This window comes from Arthrobacter rhamnosi, from assembly GCF_054510975.1.
This window is the reverse complement of record NZ_JBTNDN010000012.1, coordinates 1-2,942: the sequence shown is the minus strand read 5'-3', so window position 1 is coordinate 2,942 and position 2,942 is coordinate 1. Positions and strand designations below refer to the sequence as shown.

The 2,942-nt window shown below is 62.4% G+C and carries 2 protein-coding genes; one reads left to right on the top strand and one right to left on the bottom strand.

Annotated features, from left to right (window positions below; genetic code table 11):
- Positions 1–571: 571 nt before the first annotated feature.
- Positions 572–1,774, bottom strand: coding sequence for an MFS transporter (locus tag ACX80J_RS16710; protein ID WP_459348557.1), 1,203 nt, complete (start codon positions 1,772–1,774; stop codon positions 572–574).
- Between the two features lie 68 nt (positions 1,775–1,842).
- On the opposite strand from ACX80J_RS16710, the gene ACX80J_RS16705 reads away from it, so the two are divergent.
- Positions 1,843–2,430 (top strand): TetR/AcrR family transcriptional regulator, encoded by a 588-nt coding sequence (locus ACX80J_RS16705; RefSeq protein WP_459348556.1) that lies wholly within the window; start codon positions 1,843–1,845, stop codon positions 2,428–2,430.
- The last annotated feature ends 512 nt before the right edge of the window (positions 2,431–2,942 follow it).

Here is a 2,942-nt window from a genome sequence, read left to right as displayed (position 1 = left end):
GGAACAACTTCAACTCTGTCAAAGGGGGGTCGTCACCCTCACCGGGGCAACCACATAACTATACGACCACCCCACCCCCCACCACAAATCCACCACCACAACCACCCCCACCAAGGCTCGGACACCACCGTTCATAGGGGGCGGAAGGTCCTCCTTCAATGAGCGGTATCTGCCCGCCGGCGTCCGAGCGCAGCGGCCGGCACCTGTTCCTGGCTGCCCAGGAAAGGGACTCCTCCGGTGTGGCCGCGAGGCGATCAGCAGGCAGTTCCAGCCGCCGGTTTGGGCCATGCAGTGTCAACGGCGCATAGGGGCACACGGAGGAGCGGCAGCTGTATGCGCTACCGATCGATGACAGTGGACCAGGGTCGGTGTCGCTCGTGAATCGTTCAAGGCCACCAAGCATGTACGTGGATCTGATGCTGCTCATCGTGGTGGCAGCCGAGCTGAACAGGACCTCTCGACGGAGCAGATCTGCAAGCGGATACGCCGCTGGTACCCAGAGGGTGCCTCAGTACAGCCGGGACGCAAGTCGATCCATTGGTCCATTCGAGTACCGAGCTGCGAGCCGCCCCTACCGGTACTTCTGCGGACGATGTTGGCGGTATTCCATCACGGAAAGGGCAGCATCTCCTGGTTGACCTGCAGGAGCTGTTCGCTGGGCCGTAACTCCGAAGGCACTGATAAGGCAGAGCACTCCGGCAGTGACGAAGGCAAAGATCAGGTCGGTTGTTTCGACGAGGGCACCGGTGACCGTTGATCCGAGGGCCTGGCCGAGAACGAGGCAGGTGAAGAGTATCGAAGTTCCTACGGCGCTGTTCGCGGCTGTAAATGACGTCCAGATGATGAGCACTGAGCTCGCTGCCGTATAGGCGAGACCGAAGAGCCCTGCTGTAGCGAGGCTCAGAGCGGGAAGAGTCGGCACCAGGGCGAATGCCACTATTGCCGCCGAGGTCGCACTTACGGTGACGCACCACGTGATTTTGACGGAGTGCCGGGCGAGCCACGGTGCTAGGAGGACTGCACCGGCGCTACCGACGCCCAACGCCATCCATACCGTCGCGGACGTTTCGGTTGTCATCCCGCCGATGTCCTCGAGGAGAGAACGCCCATATACCCAGGGGGCGGCAGATCCGATACCGAACACGAAAGCTGCTGCCATTGGCCATCCGAGGCCGCGAATACTGGATCCTCCGGTGTGGGTTGAGATGCCCTCGCGCCGGGGTACGCCACTAAGTGCTTCGGCGCGGGAGATATCTGCGCGAAGGACGCCGACCATGGCGGTGATTATGATGACGGCGATGAGAATCCAAGCTGCACGCCATGATGCTCCCAGCTGCACCGCCAGGGCACCAGCGGCGACAACCCCGAACCCGGTGCCAGAATTCACAACCGACTGAAGTCTGTTCTGCCTTGCCGGAGCCGCGTTCCGTTGGACGAGTTCCACCAGCGCGGGCGACGCAAAGCCCGCCCCCATGCCTGCCAATAGGACGCCGATGCTGAAGGAAATCGTTCCCTGAGCGGCCGCGATGCCCCCACTTCCAAGGCTTGCAGTGGAACCGGCGAGGATCGTGGTGAAACGGGGGTGACGGGGTGCATACCGGAACCCCAGAGCCGCTGAGATGCAGTACGTGACCGACGCTCCTGAAGAAAGAAGACCGGCGATCATCGGGGTCAGTGCGAAGGACACCGAAAATGAAGGAAGGAAGAGCCCGTATCCGAATCGGGCAAGCCCGTACGTGGCGGCGATCAGCGCAACGGCGGCTACCGTGAACATCGGTGTAGCTGTCGACGGGACAGCATGTAACGAGCGTTTCATTGAAACGAACGTTATATGCTGGATGGATGGTCGCACAACCCGGCGCGCGAGAACGGTTACTTGACGCTGCTGAGCATCTTGCTTTCACCCAGGGCGTCGCGGCGACACCCGTAGATGTCATCCTCAAACAGGCCAACGTCGCGCCAGCCACCCTGTACGCCCATTTCGGGAACAAGGAAGGGCTCATAGTCGAGGCATTGCGACGCCGCCTGACGCGTTGGGACCAGGACTGGCAACTGGAAATCGATGCTGCCACAACAGCTCAGGACAAGCTTCTCGCTGTTTTCCCTGCCCTGACCCGGTATCGATCCGGGCCTGCAACAGCCCGGTGGTGCGCATTCCTCGGTGTGGCAGCAGAATCACCCCATCCCAGCCAGCTTCTCGACGAGGCTCTGCGCAGTGATACGGAGCTGCTCATCACCCGTTTTCGAGAGCTCGCCGTCCCCGTTGTAGGTGCAGATGGGGCACAAGGTCTTGCCGAACGTCTGGCCCTCATCCTTACCGGCGTGCTGGGGATGATGCTTCGGGCTGCCAATCCGGACAAGGTGATCGCTGATGGCCATGCCACCGCGAAAACCATCATCGAAGCAACCGCGGTTTCTACCACCCCATAAGCGCTGCCGGACAGACTGAATCACACTAACCGCAGTGCGATGACCCCTCGAGCCCACCGCGCGGGCCCCGCCCATCCGAAAGGAGACGGCAGCGGCCGGATTCGTGATTGCCGGGAGATAATCGGCCCCTGACGAGAGTGCTCATGGATCAAAAGGAAACCCTGGACGACTGCTCGTCCACGTCAAGGCGCAGGGCGTGAGGCTGGTGGCACTGGCGGGCCGCTGAATCGGCTGACAAAGAATCTCCTCGAGACCACCCCCCAGAGGCGGGGATGCGCGAGTAGCTGTGGATGCTGACGACGGGGCCGGCGACGGGCCGCCGACAGCTTGTGTCCGGCCTCGGGGCACTCGACGAGTGCTCGAGCACGGCGCCTCATTGTGCATCTCCTTCGGGGCAAGCTGGCATCCGCGTGCCGGCTGGTGCCGGTGCCGGTTCGGCGGGGTGGTGGGTTTAAGTGGGGAAGGCCCCGCACCTGGTGGTGCGGGGCCTTCCCGTTGAATGGTTGTCCGGC